The sequence below is a fragment of the Chitinophaga filiformis genome (assembly GCF_900102545.1).
In the GTDB taxonomy this organism is placed as follows: domain Bacteria; phylum Bacteroidota; class Bacteroidia; order Chitinophagales; family Chitinophagaceae; genus Chitinophaga; species Chitinophaga filiformis.
Window position 1 is genome coordinate 306,934 of sequence record NZ_FNBN01000002.1, and the last position, 23,329, is coordinate 330,262.

Here is a 23,329-nt window from a genome sequence, read left to right on the forward strand (position 1 = left end):
AGAATTTTAATAAGTGAATAATTACAGCCAGGGCGTATTCTGTGTCAGGTTAGGGTTCCTGTTACGCTCACCCGGCGGTATCCTGAAAATGTAGCATTGCTGGTACTCCCGCTCAGACATATTCTGGAAATAGCGGGACATCTGTACGCCATAGCTATCGATACGCCATACGCCATTACCATAGGGAGGATTCCATACTCTTTCAATAGCTCTCCACCGGCGGAGGTCAAATGAACGTTGTCCCTCTCCGAACAATTCAACAATGCGCTCCTGTTCAATAGCGCTGAAAAACGCCTCTTTGCTGGCTGTTTTATCTGCTGCCAGTGGTGGCAGGTTGCCACGGTGGCGTATCCTGTTCACCAGGGCAATAGCATCTGCCTGCGGACCATTCAGGGCATTCGTAGCTTCGGCATACATCAGGTAAACATCCGCCAGGCGCATTACAGGGTAACTATAGGTACCATCGCTGCGACCCAGTCCTGCTGTATTACGAAGGAATTTACGCAACACATAACCTGAGTTGCAACCGTCAGTATTATAGGTCGTGTACTGCGCCCCATCGATAGTAATGGGCTGATTCCAGGTCTTGTAAATGAATGGTACCCAGCCGGTCGATTTCAGGGAGATCATACCAACGCTCACTTCGAAATCCCACATAATGGAAGACTTCATCCTGTAATCACGGTTTGCATAGCTTTGGGGATTTACAGCCGAATTAGGAGCAGTTCTCGCGCCGGCAGTAGTAGGATTCATCGGGATCAGTTTGGGCGTAAAATCGCCTGTAATGGTCGACTGATACCTGTCTGCAATCTCATAACGGGGAGATACCCAGCATTGAGAACCTTCATGGGAACGACCAGCTACATCACGCATCAGTTCTTCTCCCTGGTTGGTACCCGTACCACCATGCGTGAAGGCCATGATCATTTCTGCGTCTCCGTTGGCAACAGGTGTGAACAGGTAGTAGTAGTTAGGCAGTTTGTCAGCCTTTCCCAGTATATCACATTCACCCGGTTCTCCGCCCCTGAAAAGCGTAAGACCATATTCATTGATCACTTTATTAAAATCATCCGCAGCCGCCCTGTAAGCCGTGTTTCCTTCACCTTCATCCGGCGTGAAGGTATCCAGCTCAGGCCAGCCGAATTTGTTCCAGCATGCCCAATACAGTTCTACCTTACCACGAAATGCCAATGCTGCCGGTTTTGAAGCACGACCAAGTTCGGGCGCCTTTGCCGGTAGTTTCTCAAAAGCATAGCTCAGGTCAGCGATAATGGAGTCCTTCACCTGTTTCAGCGGAGTGCGCGTCATATTGGCTACTTCTGCATTATCATAGATCACATGGTTGATATACGGCACATCCCCCCACATGGAGATCAGGCGGAAATAGACCATCGCCCTCAACAGGCACGCTTCTCCCACTACTCTTTCCAGTTGTGCCCGTGAAGTTTCACTGGCCGTGGGCAGCATCTTTCGCACGTTTTCAATTACGTAGTTGGCACGGTGTACGCCGCCATAAAGACGCTCATACATTTTGTCAAAGTTGTCGCCGTAACCCGAAGGACTATAATCACCGCCATTATAGGCGTCCCCCTTTTGCAGGTTGCCACTGGTCGTACTCGTTCCACGGGTCCTGATATATTCTCCCTGTCCGTCGAAATAGTAATCACGGTCAAAAAGCGGTCTGATATCCGCATAGGCCCCCATCAGGGCATAAGTGGCATCTGCCTCTGTTTTCCAGAAGGACGCGGTGCCCAGCTCTGTGGTAGGCTCCCTCTTCAGCAGGTCTTTCGTACAGCTGCTGGTAAAGAAGGCCCAAAAACACAACATACCGGCTATATATATATTAACAGTTGCTTGTTTCATGATCATTACATTTATAAACTTATGTTTAAACCCATCGAATAAGATCTGTTCAACGGATACGCATTACTTCTGTTACCTGTCAGCTCAGGATCAAGTCCGCGGAAAGAAGTAATCGTAGCAATATTCTCAGTCGCACCATAAATGCGGAAATTGGCAAGACCAATCCTCTCCAGCAACTTCTTGGGAAGACTGTACGACAGCATAATATTCTTGAGGCGGATATAACTAAGATCATCCAGCCAGAAAGAGGTTTCCACCCTGTTGTTACTGCCACCCAGGCGGGGCCATTCACCATTGCGGTTTTCCACTGACCACGGATTATTCCAGTGGTTCCAGCTCGAAGCATAACGCTGTAAACCGAAGTTGATATTGTTATAGTTATTTATCCAGAAATCCTTACGGCCGGTAGCTCCTGTTATAAGGCAGGACAGTTGAATACCTTTCCAGGAAACTATGGGACTCAATGCAGCCATCGTCGTAGGCCTGTCACGCTGTACATTAGGATAGGCCTTCATGTCATTACCATCAATACGTCCGTCACCATTCAGGTCTTTACGGATAAGATCTCCCGGAGAGGCGCCCTGTGGTGTATGACTATACACATCCTGCCAGGTCTGCGCAATGCCCACATCCTCATACGTATACAGGAAATGATAAGGCATATCCAGGAATACCCATCCCCTGCTGAGGAACTCGTTCCATTTCTCCAGCGTAGTAGTATTATAGGATGCATTAAAGTTAAATCCGTAATTGAATGCTCCTGCCTTATCTGACCAGGTCAGATTCAGCTCAACACCCTGGTTGCGCAGGTTACCAATATTCTTACGCGGTGCGGTATATGCACCTGTGAGCAGGATAGACATCTCCGACGGACGGTTCATGCCTGTTGTAAGACGGTTGTAGTAATCCAGTTCCATCGTCAGGTGGTTATCAAAGAAGCCGAGGTCCAGACCAAGATTCAGTACCTTGGTAGATTCCCAGGACAGGTCTGTGTTCACCATCTTCTGATTAACAAAACCTTTCGTGATAGTACCGTCTATCATGTAATTGCTTGCCGCCAGTGTACCCTGTTGCTCATAACGGCCTACGCCACTATTATTACCCAAACCGCCATAAGAGACGCGAAGTTTACCGTTACTGAGGAAACGATGTGTAAACGCATTAATGAAACCTTCTTCTGTAAAGCGCCATCCTACAGCCGCTGAAGGGAAAAAGCCGTATTGATGTCCCGGAAGGAAACGTGAAGAACCATCATAACGGAAGTTTGCTTCAAACAGGTACTTACCGAAAGCGGTGTAGTTCACACGACCAATATAGGAGCGAAGCCCTTCTGTACTGGAGTTTCCTCCGGTAGACTGTATATCCGTCAGCGCCGCATCCACTTCATGTAAAGTAGGATACAACCTGTCATTACGCGAAGTACCCTGATAACGGTCGTACCAGAACTCTTCACTGTATACGCCCAACAGACTGATGTCATGATTGGAACCAAAGCTGTGCTGATAGGTCAGGCGTCCGTTCAGCATTGTCTTATAACCGGTATTGGTATAGTTACCCACGCCGGCATTGTCGCCAACATATACCCGGCTCCCGAAATTCCCCGTCTGAAAGTTGAAAGAACGGTTGGGAATACTGGCATTCCATCGGAACTGGTTATAATAGTTCAGTGTATAGTCGACGCGACCTGTAAGTCCTTTAATCGGTTCCCAGTCCACATATGCCATCGCGTTCGCCTCCTGCCTGTTCTGGCGGTTCAGCATGTTCTGGTATACCGTGTATGGATTGTATGCCTGCGGATCTTCATTGTACGCCATTACCCCCCCATAATATCCCGTCAGGGGATCATAAGGTGTAATACCCGCGATAGCATATTGCAGGTCAAAACCGGCCGTATTGGTGGCGTCATCATCTGTATAACCATCTGCCAGCGCATAGGTATACTTAGACCAGTTGCCATTGAAACGCAGACCAGCATTTATATTCTTACGCAGTTTATTGTCATAATTGAAACGGACATTGTATCGCTTGTAATCATTATTGATCTGCAATCCTTTTTCATTCATAATACCTGCGGACATGAAGAAGTTCGAATTCTCTGTTCCTCCTGATGCAGAGAGATTATAATTCTGGAGCTGCCCATCACGCATGATAACATTCCACCAGTCGGTATTGGGAAAGCGCAATGGGTCTACCATGCCCATGGCCATCCACTGGTCTATGGTACCATCTTTAAAATAATAATCGTCCCTTTTGGTGTTTACCGCGGCAGCCCGCTGATGTAAGGTCAGCGCCCGGGCGTAGTCAGCCATAAACTCATATGAGCGGGTAGGCACTTCAACGGCATATCCACCGGTGAAACTGATGGTGGTTTTCCGCTGTCCTTTTCCCGACTTAGTGGTGATCAGGATAACTCCATTCGCTGCCCTGGAACCATAAACTGAAGCAGAGGTAGCATCTTTTAAAACAGAGATGGTCTCAATATCATTCATATTAATGCGGTTGATGTCCACATCAGGCATACCGTCCACTACTACCAGCGGACTGGCATTATTAACAGTACCCAATCCGCGGATGATCAGGCTTGCGGCATTGTTGCCCGCCATCCCGGAAGATTGTGTTACTGAGAGTCCGGGCACAAGTCCGGACAAGGCAGAAGATGTATTAGGCAATGCCCTGCTGGTGATCTTTTCATCCATTTTTACAACGGAGACGGAGCCTACAAGATTCACTTTCTTTTGAGTGCCGTATCCTACCACGACTACCTCACCTAAAGCTTTCTGATCCGATTCCAGGGTAATATCAAATTTCGCCTGACCGGAAAAAGGAATCTCTTTCTTCTGAAATCCCATGGAGGAAAAGACAAGCGTTCCTTTACTTTTAGTCACGCGCAGGCTATAGGTACCAGCTTCATTTGTAACGGTACCGGAGGAAGTACCCTGCAATGAGACGCTGACACCAGGTAGTGGCTGTTTGTTCACATCTGTAACGCGCCCGTTGATAATTCTGTATTGTGTAGTGTCCTGAAAATAGATAGCAGCTGGCGCTCTTAAGTTGGTTGCTGCAGCTTTTGTAAATGATCCTGCTGAAAGGAGGAGAACAGGCAGAATACTTCTGGCATGGAGCCATCGTACCCCCAGTCCCATGGGGAGTAAATGATTAGTCATAACGTTGGTATTTAAAGACAATAAAAGGCTGCTGCCGTGTACACCGGCATATAAGACATAAAGGTCTGCACCGGATTTTACCGGCGTTTAAGACAATAAAAGGCTTATGCCGTATATCACCGGCATGTCATCACAACACTCCGTCTCCGGAATGCAAACGTTTGCACACTAGGAGCTGCTGATAACTGTTTTGTTAAGTGAATTTGTCATACGTGGAATGATTTTAAATTTCTGACAAGATTTGGTTCGTAAGGGAATAACTCTTCTACAGCATATATAGTTCGTCAATACAAATGTAATAAAAAGGCAATCGATTGCAACAAAAATATTAAAAAGCTTTTATAATAATTCATAACCTGAGCGTAAGTTATACAACTGGTTATGTCACAATAAGTTAGGGGCTACGTAAATTACTGCTGCCCTTCCCAGAGCTAACAGTGGGTCTGCGGAATGCTCATCTTCACATAAGTGGAAGAAGTATTGCTTCCGTGAGCCGTTTCTGTATCGCCATATCAGATGTTGTACATACAACGCAAACGCCCCTATTCAGTACGCAGGAACAACAGTATTTATTATTACTACGGATAAAAAAAGTAGATACATCCAGGTACTTACTATCTGATGAAAGTCCCGGCGAAAGATGTCAGGCTGAATGCTTATCTTGGTTGGCTCAATTACTATTCCACTATGCGGTTTTTCTCAGCCATAAGAGTTACGTGCACGCTCACTATTGCCTGCTTTTTATTGTTACCATGTATCCAGGTATCCGGACAGGGAGGTCCTGTTGTCAAAACACCACGTGGGTACATCCGCGGTATAGAAGAGAAAAGCATTTTCGTTTTTAAGGGCGTACCATACGCAGCTGCTCCTACAGGCAACCTTCGATTTAAAGCGCCTATGCCGGTGCTTCCCTGGAAGGATACACTTTCCTGCACTCAATTCGGCCCCGTGGCAGCACAATATGCAGGAGATACGAAAACAGTAAAAGGTGAAGAAGATTGCCTGCAGCTTAACATTTACACACCTTCGCTAAAGCCCGCTAAAAGCCTCCCCATACTGGTATGGGTACACGGCGGTGGTATGACCGGCGGTAGCGGTATCGGACAGAATGGACATTCCTTTTCCCATAGCGATAGCATCATTACCATCACCATCAATTACCGCCTCGGGGTATTGGGTTTCTTATACCTGAATGATGTGGCAGGTTATAAGACAGCAGGCAATAATGCCTTACTGGATTGTATCATGGCCCTGAAATGGATCAGAGAGAATATAAAAGCATTCGGCGGCGATCCTTCCCGTGTAACACTCATCGGGGAATCGGCAGGCGCGAAACTGATTTCCTCATTACTGGCAACGCCCGCCGCCAAAGGATATTTTAAGCAGCTAATTCTCGAAAGTGGTTCCGTCAACTGTATCCGCGATACCGCTACAGCAAAAGCCATCCGTAAACGGCTGATGGATACGCTTGGCATTTCCAATCCTGTAGAGCTCCTGCAATTACCGACAGCAACACTGATTAAGGCACAGGCTAAAGTATTAGGTGGCGCCAAAGGCACCAACTATTTCGGTCCTGTTCAGGATGGCATCCTGATCAAAACCGATGCTTTACACTACGTCACGAATCACCCGGATAAAAATGTCCGCGTATTGCTGGGTACCAACAAGGCAGAAGCACTCCTGTTCATGAATATTGACAAACGGCTTTACACGCCAGATTCGACGGTATTGAGCGACTGGTTCGGGGATAATTATAAATACAGTTACAAAGCCTGGCAGGACATGCACCAACTACCCCAGGATACAGCAGCCATTATCACCTTAAGCCGGTACATGTACCAGATGCATACCTACCGCCTGGCCAAAGCATTGGCTGCAGCAGGCTATAAGACATGGATGTATTCATTCGAACAACCCAACAAAGGCGCTCCTGCTACCCATGCGGAGGAGTTACAATACGTCTGGTATGAAGCCGGTCATGGCACACCAGCCAATATTCAACTGGCTGTGCTGATGCACAAACACTGGGTAGATTTTATAAAAGGCCGTCCGCTCTGGCATAAGTATGACAGCAAGCATATGGGAATGATCTTTAAAGAAGAAAGCCACGAAGCTATTATGGATGATTATGAAGATCCGGCTCATCCAACGATGGGATTTATTTTACATTGATATAAAAACAGGTTGAAAAGAGAAACCGCATTTTAGACATACGCCTGAGATGCGGTTCTTCTTTTAGCTAGTCTTAACAGTATTAAGCCTTTCTTTGGGTTAAATGGTCGGCATTCCTCCTGTAACCGGCACGGTAGCGCCCGACATGTAACTAGCTTCCTGTGATGCCAGTAAAACATATACTGCTGCCAGCTCAGCCGGCTGACCAGGACGTTTCATTGGTGTCTGCGCACCAAACTTTGCTGTCTCTTCTGCTGAAAAGCTGGCAGGTATCAGCGGTGTCCAGATAGGTCCCGGCGCCACGCAATTCACGCGGATGCCCTTTTCACCCCACAACTGAGCCAGTGTGGCTGTAAAGTTCTGGATAGCAGCCTTGGTCAGGGTGTAAGGAATGAGTGTAGGTTTTGGAGTGTATGCATTGACAGAAGTCGTATTGATGACAGCACTACCCGGTTTCAGGTGAGGCTCTGCCGCCTTACACAGATAGAACATGGCAGTCACATTCACCCGGATTGTTTTATCCCATTCCTCACTCGAGATATCCTGCAGAGATTCATGCGCTACCTGGAATGCAGCATTATTCACCAGGATGTCCAGTCCGCCGAACTCACGTACAGCCTTGTCCACCATCTCCTTGCAAAGCGCTTCATCACTGATATCTCCCGGAAAAAGAATCGCTTTCCTTCCCTCCTTTTCCACATAAGCAGCAGCCTCCTTTGCGTCCTCCTCTTCATTCAGATAAGAGATCAACACATCAGCGCCTTCCCTGGCGTAAGCAATGGCCACGGCCTTCCCTATTCCTGAATCGCCGCCTGTAATAATTGCCTTTCTTCCTATCAGTTTACCACTTCCTTTATAGGTGTTCTCACCATGATCCGGTTTAGGCGTCATTTTCTGTTCCAAGCCCGGTAATTGCTGTTCCTGTTCTATAAATTCAGGCTGAGGATACTGTTCAACCGGGTTAACAATGACCGTATTTTTCCCTTTTATTTCAGTTGCCATGACATATTTATTTAAAAGGTTCACAATGTATCCCATCATCAGACAGGTAGACTCTTAACCCGTAAATTCAATGCCAGAGAATATACGCTCGCCATATTCGCTTAAAAATGTTCGGATATCCCCTTAAAGCAGAGTTAGATTGTTGCCGGGAATCGTCATCCGTGTAAACATTTGTACACAGTAGCAATGGATCAGCTTCGCTGTTTCGGGGCATAGACTGACCTGTCTCCCCCTCAGAATTGGCCCGTTTGCCACCCCTGATTTCAGATAGCGCAGCGTAAGTTTGCTGCCTAAACGACTCATCAATGCAAATCAGATCATTGATTCTTTTATTCCTTGTAATGACAACACACTTGCAAATGAACGCACAACACGAGACAGGACATTATGCCACTGTAAATGGCCTGAAGATGTACTATGAGATCCATGGTAAGGGTATGCCGCTGGTATTGCTGCATGGCGGAGGTTCTACGATAGCATCCAACTGGAGCCGTATCCTGCCGGAACTGGCCAAAAACCACCAGGTAATTGCTGTGGAATTACAGGCACATGGACATACGGCAGACATTGACCGTCCTTTAAGTTTTGAACAGGATGCAGACGATGTAGCGGCATTACTGAAACAATTGCACATTGAAAAAGCTGATATAATGGGTTTCAGTAATGGAGGTACCACCACCTTGCAGATTGGTATCCGTCATCCGGAACTGGTGAACAAACTGATACTTGCTTCAGCCCTTTACAAAAGGGAAGGCATGATGCAAGGATTCTTCGAAGGAATGGAACATGCCAGCTTCGATCAGATGCCGCAACCGCTGAAAGATGCTTACCTGAAAGCCAATCCCGATCCTAAAGGTCTGGACGCCATGTTCCACCGCGATGTAGCCAGAATGGTTGGCTTCAAAGATATCAGTGATGAACAGATCAAAAATATCCAGGCGCCTGCATTGGTAATAAACGGCGATAAGGATGCCGTACTCGCCGAGCATGCCTTTAAGCTATCCCGTATATTACCACATGCTGAGCTGGCAATATTACCTGGCGGACATGGAGACTATATCGGGGAGATCTGTGCTCCGGACAGGAATAGTAAAATCCCGGATCTTGTAGTAGCGATGATAGAAAAGTTCCTTAAAAATTAGGCCTGCAAAATTAAAGATGAACAAAAAAATAAAGCCGGTAAGAAATTACCGGCTCGCTACTAGACTAGCTAAAAAGGTTAACAATGTCTGGATGGTGCAAATGATTGTCTATCTGGGAACATACCAATAGTCATTCTGAGGGTATCTCTTGACTCATTAGTATTTGGGTATCACAGGACGATAATAAAAACTAACCAACTTGAATAGTATATAAGATCTCATTTATCGGATTTAGGATGATTTATCATGAATATTTAAAATCACTTATTAAAAACACTTAAGCCCATTTATCGCGTCGCCAGGATCACTGATTACAGCCTTTCTCTCACCTGGAACATTTAAGATCACTTATCAAAAACACTTAAACCCATTTGTCACGTCGCCAGGATCACTGATTACGGCCTCTCTCTCCTGGAACATTTAAGATCAATTATCACAAACGCTTAAGAGCATTTATCAAGCCTCGAGGATCATCTATTAGGGCTGCCTAAAATTGCTCGTTTAAGACACTCCGGATCGCCCATCCCAAGCACTTAAGATCACCAAATTTTAAAATTACCGGTCACGGTCCAATGTTCTTATCTTGAGTAAATCACTTATCCTCAGGCAGCGATAACCGATATATGCCATCTTCTTTCGAATACCTGAGATTATTCACCAACGCATATTGCTTTAAAAAGACCTCCACGGGCATATCACGATCAATGGAAACTCTTGCCCGTCTCTCACCGATAGCAGGATCAAATTCAACTTTTTCTCCATAGTACCTGATCACCGCCTTTTCCACATCAGCTATTCGTGCATCCGGCAGGTCAATCACCCGTTCTCTCCACTCCTCCACCTTCTTCATATCAGATGGCTGCACCTGCAATCGTTCTCCTTTGTAAACAGCTTCCTGTCCGGGTTCAAGATCTACACTTCCACCTTTTCCTTTCACATGGACATTGCCTGCGAACAACGATACCTGCAACTCTTTTTCGTTGTATGATTTGATATTAAAACTGGTACCCAATACTTCCACTACCTCATTTTGCAGGTGAACGATGAACGCCTGCTCATTCTTTGCTACTTTCAGGAATGCCTCTCCGCGCAGCGACACCTCTCTTTTCCCTTTTCCGAAACCAACCGGCCAGCTTAGTACGGACCCCGAGTTCATATGAACGAGCGTACCATCACTCAGTTTAATTTTATACTCCCTTCCCCAGGGCACGATCAGTTTAACACTGTCCTTCCCCCCAACAACCTCAGCGAGCGGTAATGTTTCAGTTCCATTATAAGTAAATGATCCGCTGGCGTCTATCTCGCCACCCTGACCATTGAGTGCTATCACTTTCCTGTTAAGATCCAACCATACGCTCTGACTCTTAGCGAATAATGACTCCGGTTTGCTTTTTTGTCCGGAATAATAGAACACCGTAAACAGCGTCCCCATCAAACAGGCTGCCGCCAGTGAAATGGTCACCATCCGGCGTATCCTGCCTCTTTTATGTAGCTGGGCATTGCCCATTTCAATGATCTTTTCTGCAGAAGTGGTCCTTATTTGAAGGATCTCGCTTATCTGCGGGTCCAGGGTCTTATGCATCTGTTCCGATAATGCTCTCACCTCTGAAGAAGTTCTCATTAGCTCCTGCAACTCCACACGCTCTTCACTGGTGATCGACCCGGTTATTTCGGCAATTATGAGGGCTTCAGTTTTCAAGTTTCTTTTTTTCATGGTTATACTATTATAGACATGACTGAGATAAAAAATAGATGAAAAGGATCAAAAAAATTTTTGAGCCCCCTTTGGCCTTTCTGGAACCAAGCTCCTTCCTGATAAAATTCGCAGCATTCTGTACATGTGTCTTTAAGGTCGCTTCCGTTACTCCAGTTATGGCCGCAGCCTCTTTATAACTCATTTGTCCAAAATAGATCATTTCAAAAGCCTCCCGGCTCTTCTTTGGCACTTTCTTCAGGGCTTCCCTTATCTGTGCCACGCGTTCACTCTCCTTGTCGAAAGGTGGCAGTTCCACCAGCGACAGATCCGCGTCCTCTGAATATTGCAGCTTTCTCAAAGCCTGTTTCCTGTTTCTGCCGGATTTAGTGATGCTCTTGTTATGAGTCGCAGAAATGAGATAGGCTCTCAGTTCTCCCCGGATCCTCAGTGTGCCTTTTCTTTTCCATATTTCCAGAAACAGCTCCTGCACAATATCTTCCGCATCTTCCGGGTTCTTGAGATAGTACATAGCACATGCCTTAACATCTTTGGCATACAGCTCGAAGAGCAGGTTAAAGGCCCTCTCATTGCCCTCATTAAGCTGCCTGATCAATGTGGCATTGTCTGGTATTTGCATATAAGTTTGATTTCGGTTTTTTCATATACGTGAACGTGATATTCGTATTACAAAATGCTGACAACGCAATTTCTGCGTAGTCTGGCAATAAATTAAATTGTCTTGGGATTATCATAAGATTGCAGTGAAAGCGTCGAGTCAGGAGAAAGTGTACTAAATTAGCCATAATCATTCTGATAATAAAATTATCCAATTTTTGATGCCCGGTCTATATGTTATGAAAGGCTTTACCACAACTACTTTGGAATAATTCACAATTTTTCCGGCCAAAGAACCACCAAAAAAAAGCACAACTATTGTTCATCTGATTAGCTAATAAAAATTGTCTACCCGAGGGGAACATACTGATATTTAATAAAAACTATACACGAGAGATATGCAACTTTTCAAGAGGCATGCCAGCGCGTTATATCCCATGCTGTTACTCCAGATCTCACTATACTTATCCACTGCGGTTAATGCGCAGGACACCTCATCCCTCGCCGCCATGAAGGTGAGTTTATCTGTACACAACATCGCTTTACATGATATCTTTGATAACATCAGCTCACAGACGGGGCTTCATTTCTTTTACTCCCGGGACCATCTTAACGACAGTGAAAAATATAGCTTCCGTGCGGCAGATGAACCGGTACTGGCAGTCGTTAATCGTTTAGTCAACAAAAAAGGTTTCGCCTGTAAAGTGGAAGGAAAGATGCTCGTCGTCTATAAATTACCATCTACTACAGGCACCCAGCCAGAAGAACATGCCTCTACTGCCACTACTGACGCAAAATCATACCGTCTGCATGGGCAAGTGCTGGACAGCTCCGGTAAACCATTACCCGGAGCCACCATCTTAATAAAAGGTACCCGTAAAGGATACACTGCTAAAGAAGATGGGCAGTTCTTCTTTTCGGCCACCTCACCTCATCCAGTCCTTCAGATCAGCTTTACCGGTTTCGGTACAGAGGAATATCCTGTCACTGATCCTGACAAAGATATCACCGTGGTGCTTCAGCGGCATACCAGTCCTCTCGACGAAACAGTAGTTATTGCATATGGTACCACTTCCAAAAGACTGAATACAGGTAACGTCGCGAAGGTCGCTGCCAGTGATATAGAAAAATACCCTGTAAGTAATCCGCTGCTTACCCTTCAGGGCAGAGTACCCGGTCTGACCATTTACCAGTCCAGCGGCGCGCCGGGCACTCCGTTAGATATCCGTCTCAGGGTACAGAACTCATTTCTGAGCAACAATACTCCGTTGATTGTCGTTGACGGCATTCCGTTACCCGCCGGCAGTCAGAATATCAACCTGCTTACATCCCATCCTAACAGTAGTGTAGGACTGTTCTCCATCTTTAATAACATGGACATTGCCAGTATTGAGGTATTGAAGGATGCGGACGCGACCGCCATCTACGGTAGCCGTGGCGGGAATGGCGTTATTGTTATCACCACAAAACGTGGAACGGCAGGCAAACTGAAAGTCAGGGCGGATTACACCATGGGAGTCAGCCAGGCCAGTAGTAAACTCAGCTTACTTAATACACCACAATATCTAAAGGTAAGACGTGAAGCCTTCAGAAACGACGGGATCATGATCACCAATATTCCGGGAGATCCCGGCTATGCCCCTGATATTCTATCCTGGGATACAACACGTTATACCGATTGGCAGAAATGGCAGATAGGGCGCAACGCGCCTACCAGTAATGCAAACCTGTTCCTGTCTGGTGGCAACGAAACCACTCAGATGATGATGTGTCTTGGCTTCTACCGGGAAGGCACTGTTTATCCGGCCGATATGGCTTACCTCAGGGGAACGGCCAGTTTTTCATTTAATCACAGATCGGCTGATAACAGATTCAAACTCGGTGTATACACGAATTATGCAAAAGACAGGAATGATATGTTCAACAGTCCTATTTCAGCGATACTATTACCTCCCGATGCACCGAAACTATACGACGGGAATAATCAAATCAACTGGATTGAGGGAAACGAACCGTTCCGGAACCCGGCAGCAGAATACCTGAAAACTTATACACACGAAAAGGAAAATCAGATCGTCAACCTCAATACAGAATATTCAATTCTGCGGGATTCTAAACAGGACCTTAAAATAAAATTCAACCTGGGTTATAATAGTACCTCAGCGAATGAAAACTTAAGGATTCCTAAAGCATCTCAGAATCCCTATCTTGCTGACAACATCACAGGAACATCCTCTTTCGGTAACAATAACTTCAAAAGTTATCTTACAGAACCACAAGCAGAGTATTACCGCCGGATTAAGGACGGAGAACTGACCATTCTCGCAGGAGCATCCTTTCAGTATACCAGTAATTATACATCCACTATAGTTGGACAGGGCTATACTAATGATGCCTTGTTATCCTCAATCGATGGAGCAGCCGTTATAGCCAGTAAACTTACAAACCGTATTGAGTATAAATATGGCGCTTTCTTTAGCAGGATCACTTATAAACTCAGGAACAGATATATTGTGAATCTCTCGGGAAGAAGGGACGGTAGTTCCAAATTCAGTCCCGAGCACCGGTTTAGCAACTTCGGTTCAATAGGCGCTGCCTGGATCTTTTCAGAAGAGCCCTATTTTAAAAATGAACTGCCTTTTCTCTCCTTTGGTAAATTGCGGTCCAGCTTTGGTGTTACAGGCAATGATCAAATAGCCGATTACAAATTCCTGGATACCTGGTCTCCCACCCTTGGCAATCCCTATCTAAATACAACAACTATGCAGCCGGATGCACTCTATAACCCCGCTTACAACTGGGAAAGGACCAAAAAGATTGAAGCGGCACTTGAACTTGGCTTTTTCAAGGATCGACTGATCGCGTCAATTGCCTACTTTCGAAATAGAAGTGATAACCAGCTGATAAAATATTCGCTGCCCTGGCAGACAGGCTTTAGTAGTATTCTTAAAAATTTTGATGCACTAGTGCAGAGCAGCGGCTGGGAATTTGCCATCAACAGTGATCTCATAAAGAGCAAGTCCCTTACACTTAATGCAGCATTCAATATCAGTATCCCCAGGAACAAATTGCTCTATTTCAACAACCTCGCCAACTCATCCTACGCTAACACATATGTGATCGGAGAATCACTGAATGTATTGTATAAACTATTATCCCGGGGCGTCTCTCCCGATAGCGGACATTTCCGGCTAACAGACGCAGACGGCAATGGTCATTATACTTTCGCTGATTATAAAGTGATCGGTAGCCTTGATCCTATATATCATGGTGGCTTCCAGCTGAATTTGCAGTACAAGCGTCTTGGGCTCTCTTTCGCCGGAGAATTCAGGAAGCAATTGGTACCTAATTATCTGTACTGGACTTACCTGAATAATTTCTTCCCCGGTATGATGGTCAATCAATCTGACCTTATACTCGATCATTGGCAGCAAAAAGGGGACATTGCGAAATATCCAAAATATTCAACGAAGCCTACGGGAGCTGTTTATGCTCCTAAGAACGAAATTCTGTCCTCCAGCGAAGCTTACTCGGATGGCAGTTTCTTGAAATGCCGGAATGTTGCTATTTCCTATACACTGGATATACGTAAGCATAAATATAAAACACCTACACAACTCACTATCTTCTGCAATGCACAAAATCTTTTCACGATAAGCAGTTATAAAGAAGGCGATCCGGAAACCGCAAATTTCCTTTCTTTACCTACGCTCAGAACCATTGCTGGAGGAATCCGGTTTTCCATACAATAACTGTAAATGAAACAATACTATATGCGTAATACGTTTATTAACCGCCAAATCAGCAAACAATTCCTATTAGTAGTGACAATCTGCTGCTTTTCGCTCAGTTGTAATAACATACTGGATGTAGATATTCCGGCGAACAAAGCTGTGGGAGATGAGCTGTTTAAGAATAAAGAATCTGCCGAAACTGCTGTCCTGGGTATCTATTCCGCCATCGCCGGCACCTCTAATGTATTTGCAGGGGTTATTACCAGTTATACTGCTATCTATGCAGATGAAGCATTCTTTACAGGACAGGCAATCTCTGCCCAGGAATTTTATAATGGAGCCATTTCAACCACTAATACTATCCTTGAAACCAACTTCTGGAATAATTCCTATAAAATTGTCTATCAGATCAATGCCTGTCTGGAAAAATTAAATAAGAGCACTGTGCTTTCCAACGCCATTAAGAATCAACTAAGCGGGGAATGCATGTTCTTGAGGGCATTCATTTACTTTCAAATGATACAGCTATTTGGAGCTGTGCCGCTCATTACTGTAACGGATTATAGAGTCAATGAAAATATGCCGAGAACCGAACCAGGAGCTATCAGGAAAAGCATTCTTACAGATCTCCTCAGTGCAAAGGATTTACTATCAGATGCATACCCGGGAACTGAAAGAGCCAGAGCCAATAAGAGTACGGCATCAGCCTTACTGGCCAGGTACTACCTGCACCAGCAACAATGGCAGGATGCGGAGAAAGAAGCCTCTTCAATCATTAATACTGGCCATTATCGTTTAACAGCGCTGGATGATGTATTCCTTGCTAACAGTGACGAAGCTATATTCCAGATACAGCCTGTTCTTGCAGGCTATAATACGATGGAAGGCAACAATTTTATCCCCACAGAGGCGGGCCGACCGTCTTATGCATTGACAACATACCTAAGAGACGCATTTGAGGTAAATGATAAACGCTGGAACTCGTGGGTAAAGGGTAAGGTCAGCGACGGGATTACCTACTACTATCCATTCAAGTATAAGAGAAAAGCTGACTTTACCTCAAATCCTAAACCGGTAGAGTATAACATGATATTCCGCCTTGCCGAGATATTGCTGATCCGTGCTGAGTGTCGTGTACACCTGAACTTTTTGCCTGGCGCCATCGCAGATCTGGACGCCATTCGGCAACGTGCAGGATTGCCATTAATACAGACAGCTTATCCTAATATATCTGCAGCCGAACTTTCTGAAAAGATAGCGCAGGAAAGAAGGATCGAATTCTTTATAGAGGGTGGACACAGGTGGTTAGATCTAAAGCGAACGGGCAAAGCATCTGAAACTTTAAAACAGGTCAAATCAGACTGGAAAGTAACAAAAGAACTATGGCCGATTCCTCAGGCTCAAAGAGTTCTAAATCCCGCACTTACTCAAAATGACGGATATTAATCCTTAACTCGGATAACTTATAACATACAACAGCACCAGGGCATAAATATCCTTGGTGCTGTTGTGTTTTTTATACTTTTCTGTTATCTCGCTGGAAGTTCTCCCACTGTATAAATAGCAGTGTTATCTTTGGCCCGGAGACAGATGCCGAAAGAACCTGAGCAAAGCGTTTGTGCCTGTGCCTGCGTCGCATTTGTAAGCACGAGTTGATCGTTCCAGTCAATCCAGTCATGTATGACGTCCATAGAAGAAGACGAAGAAGAAGGATGGTTAGCTGCGACAGCGCCGCTTACTCCTGCCACAACGGCCAGGATTGCAAATAAAAGTTTGATCTTTTTCATACGAATGCTAATTAGTAATTGAGGTGATTGATGTGATTTAAACCCTATATTGAAATTGTCAGAAAATACAATCTAAGCCTCACCTCTGTGAAGTATACTTCTTCCTTATCCCCTTAAATATCAAGACATGATTCCCCCTTCATGCCGCCGGCATACATTTTTTTTAGCCAGTATTTGTTCTTAATACACGTAAGATCAGGAGAATGCGCTGTCCATCACTCCTATCAGTCGTAAGCGTTCTTTACTCACAATGCAAATAAACTATCCCTTGATACCCCACATAGGTAATTGTTCCATCGTTGTTTTAATTAAATCCCCTTTACGTAAGCGATTACAATTTTTGGCACGTGTTATTTATAACCAACAGTAATTTAAAAATGTTGCACGTTTGATAATTATGCTTTCTTCTTTCTGAATTGCTGTTCCAGGTAAATACCTACAATACCGATAGCGACAAAAAAAAGATTAAAGAACAGGTGTTGCGTCCATGTAAAGCTCGCAATCACACCGCCACAGCTACACGGAATTACACCATAGTAGTTCAGTTTGACAAGGATAATGTAGGCGGTAAAACATATCATCATCGCCGTAGCAAAAAACAACCCTATCCTCCGCAAAGAAAAGGTCATCATCATAACAGCCGCCAGGATTTCAGAGACAAGAACACTCCACACTAATAAAGGCGTGTATCTATCCGGGAATGGCTGACGATCCATCTGAAGAATAAAGATCCTGTAATTCATAAGTTTGGATACAGCGGCATAAATAAACATACTGGTGAATAGAAAATAGCAGACCAGGAGAACTGTGTCCCCGGCTTTAATGCTTCCCCTTTGCATAAGCAAAAAATTTTTAGTGCCCCCTTAATTTTTTAACTCAAAAGCAGATAAACCAAGGTAATTTTTTTTACTTACAACTTAGTTAACCCTATGTTAATTAGGGCTATGTTTTATCGGGAACGACTGTCTGTTTATCAACTGTTAAGGCGGCTGTCGCAGGTTTCAGCGTCAATGATGTGAAGGATAGTTGTAGTTTTTATTCTTTTTGGGGAACCCGGGGCCGTATTATTTTTCTCCGTGAATACTGCGGATTGGCCCGGGGTAAAGTGTGGCATACTGTAATTAACCTCTCTGATAAATGATCCTGTCCTCAAATTCACCGGTAACAACCCGGCCGTAAATGATCTTCGTCCATCCATTCTCAAAACCGTGATTATTAGCGATCAGGAACCCCTTATTCGCATCTTTCTTCACGATCTTATGTGCATCAATATAACGGCCTTTTACTTTGCAGAACACGATATCGCCGATCTCGTATTCAGTTGCCTTTGTGAACGTAAGCAGACTTCCACTTTTCAAAATGGGTAACATTGAACTCCCGAAGGCTTTCATCCTTCCTGTGCCAGCTGTCTGCAGCTCGGTTTTTAATCTTTCGTATTTATTCATCTTGTTAAAAAATTTAAATGCAAAAATAAAGAAATATAAGATTCGATTATTCAAAGGGTATCTGCCAGGAACTATGTACTTATAAAAAAACGTCATAACAGGCCTTATTTGGGCTTAAAGTTCAGGAAAGCGCACGTAGGCCCTCCAGATCCTCAATCAGGGTTAAAATTGCCTTAAAAGGCCCTTTTTATGGATAATACTTCTACCTATTTCTTTGACCTCTCATTCCCCTTATCAAAACTGGCATCAAACTGGCACCAAACCTGCATCACCTACCCAGCCAGCTCCTCCTTCCTTCTCAACCCGCGATACTGCTCCGGAGAAATATGCATAGTCTTCTTGAATAAACGGGAAAAATGATAGGGGTCGTCATACCCAATGGCTACCGCCACATCTTTGATCTTCATATCAGTAGTATACAACAACAGGCAGGCTTTCTGCAGCTTCAGATGAATAAAATAATTCAACGGCGACATACCCGTTGCCTTCTTGAACAGAGTGGAAAAATGGGATGGAGACAGCTCACATTGCTGCGCCAGCTCTTCCACAGTCAGGGTTACCGACAAATGCTGCTGCATGTGCTTTATTGTACCATCTATCCTGTTCCTTGCCTCATTCTCTTCCGCATATTCCTTTTCCGGGTACAGAAATGAAGAGACGAAATGATACAGGCACAAATTCGCCTTTCCCATGTTCTCCTGTCCGAATCCCATCTTCAGGCTCTGGTACATCATATCCCACAACTGAATGCCAGTTTCATTGGAATGTATATGTCGCGGACCATCCAGCAGACCAATATTAAATCCGCGGTTGAAGCTATCCATATCCTTTCCGCTGAAATGCACCCAATAGATCGTCCATGGATTCTTGTCATCGGAGCCATAACGTAAATGGGCCCTGGTAGCAGGAATAATCACAAACTGATTCAGCCCCATCTCAAAATGCCGGTCATTTACACTATACCATCCTTTTCCCTTTACACAGTACAACAGAATATTGTCAGTGCATCCGTACTTCCGTTCCCGGTAATGAAAGGCCGCTCTTGGAAAATAACCGATGTGGGTGATATACAACTGACCAATGATTGGGTTTGCATCAATCGCATTTCTCCAGACAGCTTCCGGAAGACTGATCATACGTTGTCCTTCAAAGCCATCTCTACGCTTTACTGATCTCATAACGTGGTACATATTAAATTAACTTAGCTCAATACTATATTGACATAGGTTTGCCTTTGTCTTTTAATGATCCAATAACGTGATTTATATTAAATTACCTCAGCTCAATACTATCTTATCTTCACCAAATCAGGGCCGATACCAAATTAAGTATTTTGTCCAAAATCGTAGGATAATCCATCAAAATAAATGAATGTTCCATTTCCCCGACATCCCTCATAAGATAGTTTTGCCCGCAATTCCATGTTGAAATAGTTTTATTCACACTATCTTCCTAAATCTTGGTTTATGCCAGAATTCCTCTCCATTCACAGGCTCAGGGCCTTAAAGTCCGCGTGCCTGCTATTTCTATTATCCACGTTCCTTACCTACAATGCCGTGGCGCAACAAGCTGAAAAACTAACCGTCACCGGAACAGTAACAGATACTTCAGGCGCGAAGCTTGAAGGCGTGAACATTGTAGCCGAAAACAAAAAGAACGTCGCAACATCCACTAATGCAAACGGAAAGTTTGTGCTCGATGTAGAACCGGGCACTATTCTCAGGTTCACGTTTGTAGGCTTTGAACAGCAGTTCATCTCCGTCACGCACAACACAAAGGTGGTCAACCTGGTGTTAAAACCCACTACATTCAGCGCCGAAGAAGTAGTGGTAGTGGCCTATGGAAGAAAACAAAGGAAAGAAGCCGTAGTAGGATCAGTAACAAGCATTGACCCCTCCGCGCTGAAAATCCCTTCCAGCAACCTTACCAATGCCATGGCCGGACAGATTGCAGGTATGGTGTCATTCCAGCGTGGCGGTCAGCCGGGACTGGACAATTCATCTTTCTTCATCCGCGGGGTCACTACATTCGGCTATAGTGCCAGTCCGCTGATACTTGTAGACAACGTTGAACTAAGCGCCAACGATCTGGCCCGCCTGCAGGTAGATGACATTGCCAGCTTCTCCATTCTGAAAGATGCCAGCGCCGCTGCACTCTATGGCGCCCGGGGCGCTAACGGTGTTATACTCGTCACTACCAAAGAAGGTAAGACCGGTAAAGCACGTATGAGCTTTCGCTATGAACGATCTATTTCCAAACCTACTCAAACAGTGAAACTGGCAGATCCTGTTACGTACATGAAGCTGTACAACGAGGCACTCACCACGCGTAATCCGCTGGCAACGCCACAGTACACGCCCAATGAGATCATCAATACACAGGCTACTATGGATAAAGCCCCTGGTAGCAATCCTTATGTGTATCCGGCGGTCGACTGGATGTCTACGTTGTTTAAAGAACAGACCACCACACAACGGGCCAATTTCAGCGTACAGGGTGGTACAGAAGCTGCCAGGTATTATATAGCGGGGTCTTATGACAGGGACAATGGTATCTTACAGGTAAACCCTGTCAACAACTTCAACTCTTCCATGAAGTTCGAGAACTATCAGCTACGTTCAAACGTCAATGTTAAACTGACCAAAACCACAGAAGCAGTGGTTCGCCTCTGGGGAAACTTCAATGAATATACAGGGCCGATCACCGACGACCAGTCAGGCTTCGCCAGTGATATGTACGACAGGGCTTTACACACCAGTCCTGTAGCATTTCCTGCATATTTCCCTGCGGATAGCGCCAACCTGCTGACCAAACATATCCTGTTCGGCAACTCCCTCAGTACTACAGGTGGACTGCAAAGCAATCCATATGCGGCACTGATGTATGGTTATAAATCATTCTCGGAATCTAAGATCTCTGCTCAGTTTGAAGTGAACCAAAACCTGAACTTCGTTACCGAAGGACTGGCATTCCATGGTCTGTTCAGTACTAACAGATACGCTTATTTTGATCTGAGAAGAGCCTACAAACCTTTTTATTACGATGTAGGAAGTTATGACCAGACCAACAACACCTACACCCTTAACTGGCTGAATAATCAGCCGGGAAGTGCACAGGAATTCCTTAGCTATTATCCGGGTAAAAAGGATATGAATACATTCCTTTACCTGCAGGGAAGCCTGGACTATGCAAGAACTTTCGGTAAACACAATATCAGCGCAGCCCTCATTGGTACGCGCCAGCAAAAGCTGAATGCAGAGGCGAATGATCCCAATACACAATTGCCATCCTTACAGTATTCACTGCCATACCGTAACCTCGGACTGGCAGGCAGGGCCACCTATTCCTTCGCCGGTAGATACTATGTCGAATTCAACTTCGGATACAACGGCTCCGAACGTTTCTCTACCCAATATCGCTGGGGCTTCTTCCCCACCGTTGGTGCTGGCTGGGTAGTCTCTAACGAGAAATTCTGGAAAGGAGGCATCTCCGAAATTGTGACAAGGCTGAAACTGAGGGGTAGCTATGGTCTCGTAGGAAATGACAACATCGATAATACCCGCTTCTACTACCTGTCTAACGTAACGCCTGATGATGTGAACGGACCGTCTGCTGTTTTTGGTACCAACAACAGCGTGAAGATGTACGGCACCACTATTCAGAACTATCCGAATCCCGGCGTAACCTGGGAAACTGCCCGTAAGGCTAACCTGGCGGCTGAAATCACCTTGTTACATCAGCTGAACATCACCGCAGAGATCTACCATGAATACAGGTACAACATCCTGCAGCAACGCGGATATATTCCTGTTACAAATGGTCTCGAAGCTGCTGTAAAATCCAATGTGGGCACAGCCTACGCAAAAGGACTCGATCTGAATATCAACTATAAACAGAACATCAATAAACAGCTGTGGGCATCCATACTGGGTAACCTGACAGTGACCGCCAACCATTATGGCCGTTTTGAAGAACCGCAATATAAATACAGCTATCGTTTCCAGGCAGGCAAACCTATCAATCAACCTTTCGGTTTTATCGCAGAAAGATTGTTTGTAGATGATAAGGAAGCTGCTAATTCTCCTACGCAATTGTTCGGTTCTTCTCCATTGCCGATCGGTGGTGATATTAAATACAGGGACGTCAACAAAGATGGTATCATCAACCAGGATGACCTTGTACCTATCGGTCTTCCGACTACACCACAGATCATTTACGGATTTGGCTTTTCAATGGGATACAAAAACTTTGACCTGAATGCATTCTTCCAGGGACTGGCAAGAGAATCTTTCTTCATCAATGCCACTTCTGAAGATGACAGATACTGGGGAAAATATGGTACAGCACCATTTGTGAACAACGCACAGATCTTAAAGGCTTATGCTGACGATCATTGGTCTGAAGAGAACCAACACCTGTATGCATTGTGGCCGCGCTTATCCACCACTGATATCCTGAACAACCAGCAACAGAGCACCTGGTGGCTGAGAGATGGCAGCTTTATGCGTTTGAAATCAGTTGAACTGGGTTATACCATACCTAAGTCTCTTGCAAGGCGCATGTACCTCTCCAGTATGCGTGTGTATTTCAGCGGACTCAATCTGTTTACCTTCAGCCATTTCAAGCTCTGGGATCCTGAGCAGGCGGGCCAGGGATTCAGCTACCCTATTCAGAAGGTGCTCAATTTTGGAGCTAACGTCAATTTTTAA

14 protein-coding genes are annotated in these 23,329 nt (G+C 45.1%); 5 read left to right on the top strand and 9 right to left on the bottom strand.

Going from position 1 to position 23,329, the window contains the following annotated elements:
• Positions 1 to 21: 21 nt before the first annotated feature.
• Together BLR32_RS07900 and BLR32_RS07905 are read right to left on the bottom strand one after the other, a co-directional pair.
• On the bottom strand, positions 22 to 1,863 hold the full coding sequence (locus BLR32_RS07900; protein WP_089832091.1) for a RagB/SusD family nutrient uptake outer membrane protein: 1,842 nt from the start codon (positions 1,861 to 1,863) through the stop codon (positions 22 to 24).
• An 11-nt stretch (positions 1,864 to 1,874) separates the two neighbouring features.
• A complete protein-coding gene (locus tag BLR32_RS07905) occupies positions 1,875 to 5,027 on the bottom strand; it encodes a SusC/RagA family TonB-linked outer membrane protein (RefSeq protein WP_089830382.1) in 3,153 nt (1,050 codons plus the stop codon).
• 687 nt (positions 5,028 to 5,714) lie between these two features.
• Between BLR32_RS07905 and BLR32_RS07910 the strand changes: the two genes are divergently transcribed.
• On the top strand, positions 5,715 to 7,199 hold the full coding sequence (locus BLR32_RS07910) for a carboxylesterase/lipase family protein (RefSeq protein ID WP_176842203.1): 1,485 nt from the start codon (positions 5,715 to 5,717) through the stop codon (positions 7,197 to 7,199).
• A 99-nt stretch (positions 7,200 to 7,298) separates the two neighbouring features.
• Here BLR32_RS07910 and BLR32_RS07915 read toward each other — a convergent pair whose 3' ends face one another.
• A complete protein-coding gene (locus BLR32_RS07915) occupies positions 7,299 to 8,201 on the bottom strand; it encodes a glucose 1-dehydrogenase (RefSeq protein ID WP_089832093.1) in 903 nt (300 codons plus the stop codon).
• A gap of 359 nt (positions 8,202 to 8,560) precedes the next feature.
• On the opposite strand from BLR32_RS07915, the gene BLR32_RS07920 reads away from it, so the two are divergent.
• Complete coding sequence (locus tag BLR32_RS07920; protein ID WP_245705379.1) at positions 8,561 to 9,343, top strand: alpha/beta fold hydrolase; 783 nt, start codon at positions 8,561 to 8,563, stop codon at positions 9,341 to 9,343.
• A gap of 592 nt (positions 9,344 to 9,935) precedes the next feature.
• Here the strand turns inward: BLR32_RS07920 and BLR32_RS07925 are convergent.
• Together BLR32_RS07925 and BLR32_RS07930 are read right to left on the bottom strand one after the other, a co-directional pair.
• Complete coding sequence (locus BLR32_RS07925) at positions 9,936 to 11,057, bottom strand: FecR family protein (RefSeq protein ID WP_089830388.1); 1,122 nt, start codon at positions 11,055 to 11,057, stop codon at positions 9,936 to 9,938.
• A gap of 10 nt (positions 11,058 to 11,067) precedes the next feature.
• Positions 11,068 to 11,676, bottom strand: coding sequence for an RNA polymerase sigma factor (locus BLR32_RS07930; protein WP_089830390.1), 609 nt, complete (start codon positions 11,674 to 11,676; stop codon positions 11,068 to 11,070).
• Between the two features lie 376 nt (positions 11,677 to 12,052).
• Here BLR32_RS07930 and BLR32_RS07935 point away from each other — a divergent pair, with 376 nt between their 5' ends.
• Positions 12,053 to 15,406, top strand: a complete 3,354-nt coding sequence (locus tag BLR32_RS07935; protein WP_089830391.1) for a SusC/RagA family TonB-linked outer membrane protein — start codon at positions 12,053 to 12,055, stop codon at positions 15,404 to 15,406.
• 6 nt (positions 15,407 to 15,412) lie between these two features.
• Positions 15,413 to 16,834, top strand: a complete 1,422-nt coding sequence (locus BLR32_RS07940) for a RagB/SusD family nutrient uptake outer membrane protein (protein ID WP_089830394.1) — start codon at positions 15,413 to 15,415, stop codon at positions 16,832 to 16,834.
• A gap of 83 nt (positions 16,835 to 16,917) precedes the next feature.
• Here BLR32_RS07940 and BLR32_RS07945 read toward each other — a convergent pair whose 3' ends face one another.
• The 4 genes from BLR32_RS07945 to BLR32_RS07960 form a co-directional block, all read right to left on the bottom strand.
• Complete coding sequence (locus tag BLR32_RS07945) at positions 16,918 to 17,175, bottom strand: hypothetical protein (RefSeq protein WP_089830396.1); 258 nt, start codon at positions 17,173 to 17,175, stop codon at positions 16,918 to 16,920.
• A 395-nt stretch (positions 17,176 to 17,570) separates the two neighbouring features.
• Complete coding sequence (locus tag BLR32_RS07950; protein ID WP_089830398.1) at positions 17,571 to 18,014, bottom strand: MauE/DoxX family redox-associated membrane protein; 444 nt, start codon at positions 18,012 to 18,014, stop codon at positions 17,571 to 17,573.
• A gap of 282 nt (positions 18,015 to 18,296) precedes the next feature.
• Entirely contained in the window at positions 18,297 to 18,620 is a 324-nt protein-coding gene (locus BLR32_RS07955) for a S24 family peptidase (protein WP_089830400.1), read from the bottom strand.
• A gap of 272 nt (positions 18,621 to 18,892) precedes the next feature.
• On the bottom strand, positions 18,893 to 19,798 hold the full coding sequence (locus tag BLR32_RS07960; protein ID WP_089830402.1) for an AraC family transcriptional regulator: 906 nt from the start codon (positions 19,796 to 19,798) through the stop codon (positions 18,893 to 18,895).
• 288 nt (positions 19,799 to 20,086) lie between these two features.
• Here BLR32_RS07960 and BLR32_RS07965 point away from each other — a divergent pair, with 288 nt between their 5' ends.
• A complete protein-coding gene (locus BLR32_RS07965; RefSeq protein WP_089830404.1) occupies positions 20,087 to 23,329 on the top strand; it encodes a SusC/RagA family TonB-linked outer membrane protein in 3,243 nt (1,080 codons plus the stop codon).

Excerpts from the sequence above, each read along its gene's own strand:
- BLR32_RS07900 (WP_089832091.1), bottom strand. The coding sequence starts at position 1,863 with ATGAAACAAGCAACTGTTAATATATATATAGCCGGTATGTTGTGTTTT.
- BLR32_RS07905 (WP_089830382.1), bottom strand. The coding sequence starts at position 5,027 with ATGACTAATCATTTACTCCCCATGGGACTGGGGGTACGATGGCTCCAT.
- BLR32_RS07910 (WP_176842203.1), top strand. The coding sequence starts at position 5,715 with ATGCGGTTTTTCTCAGCCATAAGAGTTACGTGCACGCTCACTATTGCC.
- BLR32_RS07915 (WP_089832093.1), bottom strand. The coding sequence starts at position 8,201 with ATGGCAACTGAAATAAAAGGGAAAAATACGGTCATTGTTAACCCGGTT.
- BLR32_RS07920 (WP_245705379.1), top strand. The coding sequence starts at position 8,561 with ATGAACGCACAACACGAGACAGGACATTATGCCACTGTAAATGGCCTG.
- BLR32_RS07925 (WP_089830388.1), bottom strand. The coding sequence starts at position 11,057 with ATGAAAAAAAGAAACTTGAAAACTGAAGCCCTCATAATTGCCGAAATA.
- BLR32_RS07930 (WP_089830390.1), bottom strand. The coding sequence starts at position 11,676 with ATGCAAATACCAGACAATGCCACATTGATCAGGCAGCTTAATGAGGGC.
- BLR32_RS07935 (WP_089830391.1), top strand. The coding sequence starts at position 12,053 with ATGCAACTTTTCAAGAGGCATGCCAGCGCGTTATATCCCATGCTGTTA.
- BLR32_RS07940 (WP_089830394.1), top strand. The coding sequence starts at position 15,413 with ATGAAACAATACTATATGCGTAATACGTTTATTAACCGCCAAATCAGC.
- BLR32_RS07945 (WP_089830396.1), bottom strand. The coding sequence starts at position 17,175 with ATGAAAAAGATCAAACTTTTATTTGCAATCCTGGCCGTTGTGGCAGGA.
- BLR32_RS07950 (WP_089830398.1), bottom strand. The coding sequence starts at position 18,014 with ATGCAAAGGGGAAGCATTAAAGCCGGGGACACAGTTCTCCTGGTCTGC.
- BLR32_RS07955 (WP_089830400.1), bottom strand. The coding sequence starts at position 18,620 with ATGAATAAATACGAAAGATTAAAAACCGAGCTGCAGACAGCTGGCACA.
- BLR32_RS07960 (WP_089830402.1), bottom strand. The coding sequence starts at position 19,798 with ATGAGATCAGTAAAGCGTAGAGATGGCTTTGAAGGACAACGTATGATC.
- BLR32_RS07965 (WP_089830404.1), top strand. The coding sequence starts at position 20,087 with ATGCCAGAATTCCTCTCCATTCACAGGCTCAGGGCCTTAAAGTCCGCG.